At 70.3% G+C, this 5352-nt stretch carries 4 protein-coding genes and 1 pseudogene; 2 read left to right on the forward strand and 3 right to left on the reverse strand.

The window, feature by feature from the left end:
- From FNH05_RS31175 to FNH05_RS31185, 3 genes and pseudogenes are all read right to left on the reverse strand, one after another.
- Positions 1 to 395: pseudogene (locus FNH05_RS31175) on the reverse strand (hypothetical protein); the annotation flags it as partial.
- Positions 396 to 420: 25 nt separating this feature from the next.
- Positions 421 to 873 (reverse strand): roadblock/LC7 domain-containing protein, encoded by a 453-nt coding sequence (locus tag FNH05_RS31180; protein ID WP_144592437.1) that lies wholly within the window; start codon positions 871 to 873, stop codon positions 421 to 423.
- 3 nt (positions 874 to 876) lie between these two features.
- The gene (locus FNH05_RS31185) at positions 877 to 3681 is read right to left on the reverse strand and encodes a sensor histidine kinase (RefSeq protein WP_246128046.1); all 2805 of its coding nucleotides are present in this window, start codon (positions 3679 to 3681) and stop codon (positions 877 to 879) included.
- Positions 3682 to 4063: 382 nt separating this feature from the next.
- On the opposite strand from FNH05_RS31185, the gene FNH05_RS31190 reads away from it, so the two are divergent.
- Both FNH05_RS31190 and FNH05_RS31195 read left to right on the forward strand, forming a co-directional pair.
- Positions 4064 to 4852 carry an ABC transporter ATP-binding protein gene (locus FNH05_RS31190; RefSeq protein ID WP_144592439.1) on the forward strand — a complete coding sequence of 263 codons (789 nt, stop codon included), beginning with the start codon at positions 4064 to 4066 and terminating at the stop codon, positions 4850 to 4852.
- Position 4853: 1 nt separating this feature from the next.
- Positions 4854 to 5352: thiamine pyrophosphate-binding protein (locus FNH05_RS31195; protein WP_246128047.1), on the forward strand; the 499-nt coding region annotated here is incomplete at its 3' end.

Raw genomic sequence — 5352 nt, forward strand, 5'->3', positions numbered from 1 at the left:
GGGTAACTGGGATGCCCGTCGGTCCAGACACCCGCACCGCGCCGCGAGGACGGGCCGGGGGCCGGTGCCATCACCCGGTACCCGGAATCCGGCCCCGGACCACTGGCGGGCCCGCCCCCGAACAGTTCGGAGGCCGGTCCGGACAGCAGCCGGTCACCGAAGTCGGTCACCCCGTATTCGGGCACGTCGTATCCGCCCTCGGAAGCCGGCTGCCCGGCCGGACCACCGTCGTCGACGGGAACCGCGACCGCACGGCGCCTGCGCCCTTCACGGTCGCCCCGCACCCGGAACCTGCTCCAGTCCCTGGCCTGCCCGCCGCCCGGCAGGGCCGGGTCAGGGCCGGAAGCCGTCCCCGTCCGGTCCCCGTTGAAGTCCTTCGATCGCCCCGCGTCCACTCCCAGTCCCTCCGTGCCCGGCGCGTCACCCGCGCGCGGCTCCCTGCAACTGGGCCCGCAATTCGGGTGTCAGCTGCTGCCCGACCCGGTCCACCAGCAAAGTCATCTCGTACACCACCAGGCCGATGTCGCTGTCCGGCGAGCCCAGCACCGCCAGGCAAGAACCGTCCGAAACGGACATCAGGAAGAGAAAACCGTTGGCCATCTCGACCACGGTCTGCGCGACCGGACCGCCTTCGAAGACTTTAGCGGCACCGCGCGCCAGACTCGTCAGCCCGGAGGCCACCGCGGACAACTGGTCCGCCCTGTCCTTGGGCAGTCCTCGGGACGAAGCCAGCATCAGGCCGTCCGCCGACACCACCACGGCGTGCGCCGCACCGGGAACACGCTGCACGAAGTCCGTGATGAGCCAGGCGAAACCGTTCGGACCGCTGGTGGACTTCGAGCCGCCCGGCTGGATGGAACCCGCCCGCGTCACTGGTCACTCCTCACTGCCGTACTCGGGCGGAGACTGCTCCCCGCCGCTGACCGAAACGCTCTGTTCGCCCGCCGCGCCCCGGTTTCCCTCCAGGGCGTGGCGGCCGGACGTGTAACCCCGCTGGAAGCTCGCCATCCGGTCACGGGCAGCGGTGGCGGATCGCGAAACCGCGCCGGGGCCCGGAAGTCCCAGCGTCTCGTCGACGAACGACCCGGTGCCGCTCGTGTTCACCGATCCTGGCACCAGGTAGGCGTTGGGCACCCGCTTGGGCAGGCCCGCCGTGGTGATTTCCTCGTTCTTGGACTCCAACAGGGCCTGCGCGGCCTGCCAGCCCGCGTCCGCGACACCCTGCCAGTCGTCTTCGGTGTCCGCTCGCGGCTCTTGGAGCCCGAGTGGCTCAGCCGGCTCGTCGAGCTGTCCCGTCATCGGATTTTCGGACCCCTCCCCAAGGACGTCCTGCTCGTCGGTCTCCGCCGGGGTGTCGCCGGTGCCGCTTGTGTCGGTGGTGCCGTCTTCGCCGTCTGTGCCGTCTGCGCTGAACCAGCGGGACACCACCGACTGGTAGATCGGCAGGCGCCTGGTCGGCACGTCGTCGTCGAGCACGGCGCTTTCCCCGATGGCGGGTGCGGGCGGTTCCACCTGCGGTTCCGGTGGTATGTAACGCGGTTCGCGCCGGGGCAGCTCGAGCGGCCCGACGGCCGCCGGCTCTTCGATCGCCGGGTGCCCGTCGAGTGGCAGGCTGCCGCTGGTGGACCCCCGGCTCAGGTAGGCGGCGTTCGGCGAACCCGCGACCAGCTCGTCCAGGCTGATCGGCTGGGCCAGCGGGGTCAGCTCCGCCGACAACTGCTCGGCGGCCGCCGACACCGGGCGCGGCCGCTGGGCGGGCACGGCGGCGATTTCGGGCAGCGAGGTCTCCGCCGGGGTCGGCGGGGAAGGCGCTTCCACGGTCACCGGGCCCAGCAGTTCGGCGGGCACCACGACCCGGGCGATCACGCCGCCCTCGATGTCCTCGTTCTCCCGCAGGCGCACCTCGATGCCGTGGCGCTGCGCGAGCCGCGCGACCACGTACAGACCCATCCGCCGGGTCACGGACACGTCCAGTTCGGGCGGGTCGGCCAGCCGCCGGTTGATTTCGGCGATCTGCTCCTCCGACATGCCGACCCCGCGGTCGGTGATCTGGATGGCCAGCGCCTTCCGCCGGGTGACCACCGCCCGCACGCTCACCCTGGTTTCGGGTTCGGAGAAGTAGGCGGCGTTGTCCAGCAGTTCGGCCAGCAGGTGCACGAGGTCGTGCACGGTCAGCCCGCGCACCGCGACCTCCGGGATGACGCCCACCTCGATCCGCGCGTACTGCTCGATCTCGGACACCGCGGCGCCGATCACGTCCGCGGCCGAGACGGGCTTGGGCACGGACTTGGCCAGGCCCGCGCCGGAAAGCACCAGCAGGCTTTCGCCGTTGCGGCGCAGGCGCGTCGCGAGGTGGTCGAGTTCGAACAGGCTCGCGAGGTGGTCGGGGTCCTGCTCGTCGGCCTCCAGCCGGTCGATCACGCCGAGCTGGCGCTCCACCAGCCGCTGCGAACGGCGCGACAGGTTGACGAAGATGCCGTTGACGTTCTCCCGCAGCAGTGCCTGCTCCGCCGCCATCTTGATGGCCTGCTCGTGCACGGCGTCGAACGAGCGCGCGAGTTCGCCGATCTCTTCGCGGGTGGTGATGGGCACCGGTTCGACCGCGTTCGCCGAGGCGGCCACCGGGTCCGAGTCCTCGAGGATCTTGGTGACCGTCTGCGGGAGCCGGTGGTAGGCGATTTCCAGCGCACTGGTCCGCAGCACCCGCAGCGGTTTCAGCATCATCCGCACGACCAGGACGGTCAGCACGAGCGCGACGATGATCGCAAACAGCACGATGGCGCTGTCGCGCCACGCCGCGGTGGTCGCGGCGCCGGCCAGCTCGTCCGTCCTCGCCCGCAGCCTGCCGAGCAGCGTGGTTTCGATGCCGCGGAGCTTGGTGAGCGTGGTGGCGCTGTCGCTGGCCAGTTCGGCGCGGTTGATCCCGATCGGCACGCCGTTGGCCGCTCGCGCGAACGCGGTGGCGGCGAGGCGCTCCCGGCCGTCCACTTCGGGCCCGCTGACCGTGTCGGTGTAGAGCTGGATCTGGTCCGGGCCTGCCTCGGATTCGAACAGCGCGAGTGCCGCGGCGCCGCTGAACTGCGCCGAGCGTGCCTGGTCGAGCAGGACGCCGCCGAACTCGTTGCGCAGCGCGGCGATGCTCAGCGCGGCGTCCTCGCGCGCCGCGGCTTCCTTGACCTCACTGATCGCCTGCAGGCTGCCCGCCTGTCGCAGCAGATCGGGGTCCGTCATCGCGGAGGTCATCTCGCGGCCCAACCGGACCAGCGATTCCAGCACCGAGGAGTAGGCGGTGAACGCGGCCTGTTCGGTGTAGGGCGGCGTGTTGACCGAGGTGCGCAGCGGAGCAAGCGCTTCCAGCCTGGCCAGGCCGCGGTCGTAACGCACCTTGCCGGACGAGTCACCCAGTTCCAGTTTCGCCGCCGCGTCGCGCAAGGCCGAAACGGCCGTATCGGACTGCTGGATCTGCGCGTTGAGCGCGGTCTGCAGGTCGACGTCGCCCGGATTGATGATCTTGGAAACCGCGAGCATCCGCTCGTGCTGCACCTGATGCACCACATCGGTGACCTTGATCGCGAGATCGACCTGCGCGGTGGTCTGCGCGAACTGGTCGGCGGCGCGCATCTCGTCCACCGTGCGAAGCCCGCCGAGCACCAGTGCGGTGGTCGTGGGAATGGCGAGCACCAGAGCGAACTTGGACCGCAGTTTCCAGTTTCGCAGGCTGAGCCGTGACCCGGTCGAGCGCGCGGAAGTCTGCTGCTCAGGCGTCCCGGCTACGCCCGGCGTGTCTTCATTCGGCACCGCTGTACCACCGTCAATCCCACCAGCATTCGGGCCAACCTCGTGTGCAGATGCAGAGGGTAGCGAAGAGGCGGTGAAGATGTAACCCTTCCTGGGCAAAGGCAAGAAAGGCGGTTGCCAAAAAGGACACTGACCTGACCGATTCGGACTAGTTTGATCGCCGCCCGACACTCTCTGTAATTTCCGCGCCGCCCACTCGCAGTTCGAGTGATCTATATCACCCACTCCTGGCGCAGCGGAAGCCGTGAAGACGAGGAGGCAAACCGTGCCTGCCATGCTCGAAGTGAAGGCGCTCCGTCACCGTTTCGGCACCGGTCCCGGTGCCCACACCGCTGTGGAAGACCTGTCGTTCACCGTCGAGGCCGGCGAACTCGCCTGCCTCGTGGGCCACTCCGGCTGCGGCAAGTCGACCCTGCTCCGCTGCGTGGCCGGCCTGACCAGGCCCACCGGCGGCACGATCCGGTTGCACGGCACCGAAGTCGACGGGGTGCCGCCCGAACTGGCCGTGGTGTTCCAGGACTACGGCCGCTCCCTGTTCCCCTGGCTGACCGTGGCGGGCAACGTCGAATTCCCACTCCGCTCGGCGGGTCTGGACCGCCGTGAACGGGCCTCGCGGGCCCGGCAGGCACTGGACTGGGTCGGCCTTGCCGACGCGCACCGCAGGTTTCCGTGGCAGCTGTCCGGCGGCATGCAGCAACGGGTGGCGATCGCGCGGGCACTGGCCAGCAGGCCCGCCCTGCTGCTGATGGACGAGCCGTTCGCGTCGGTGGACGCGCAGACCCGGTTCGAACTGGAGGACCTGCTGCGGCGGGTGCGGCGCGAGCAGGACACCACCATCCTGCTCGTCACCCACGACATCGACGAAAGCGTCTACCTCGGCGACCGTGTGCTCGTGCTTTCGAGCTCGCCCGCCTCGATCGTCGCCGACCTCACCGTCGACCTGCCCGCCGAACGCGACCAGATCACCACCCGCGAGTCGGCCGAGTTCGTCGCCCTGCGCGGCGAAGTGGCCCGGCTGCTGCGACACCGCGCGGTCGTCGGCGAGGCGAGCTGACATGGCCGTCACCACGGTGCGGGAGGCGGTCCGCGCGCTGATGCGCGACTGGGGAATCACCACCGTCTTCGGCAATCCCGGCAGCACGGAACTCGGCTTCCTGACCGGCTGGCCGGACGAGTTCCGGTACGTGCTCGGCCTCCAGGAGTCCACCGTGGTGGCCATGGCCGACGCCTACGCGCAGCTCACCGGCGAAGCGGCCGTGGTCAGCCTGCACTCCGCGGGCGGACTCGGGCACGGTCTCGGCAGTCTGGTCACCGCCTTCCACAACCACGCCCCGCTCGTCGTACTGGCCGGGCAGCAGGCCCGCGAACTGCTGCCCGGCGACCCGTTCCTCGGCGCACTCGACGCGGCGGAGTTCCCCCGGCCGTACGTGAAATGGAGCAACCAGCCCGCCCGCGCCGAGGACGTGCCCGCCGCGTTCGCCCGCGCCTACCGGATGGCCACCCAGCCGCCCCGCGGACCCGTTTTCCTGTCCGTGCCCGCCGACGACTGGGACC

Origin of the sequence: Amycolatopsis rhizosphaerae, assembly GCF_007713715.1 — a bacterium.
GTDB lineage: Bacteria > Actinomycetota > Actinomycetes > Mycobacteriales > Pseudonocardiaceae > Amycolatopsis_E > Amycolatopsis_E rhizosphaerae.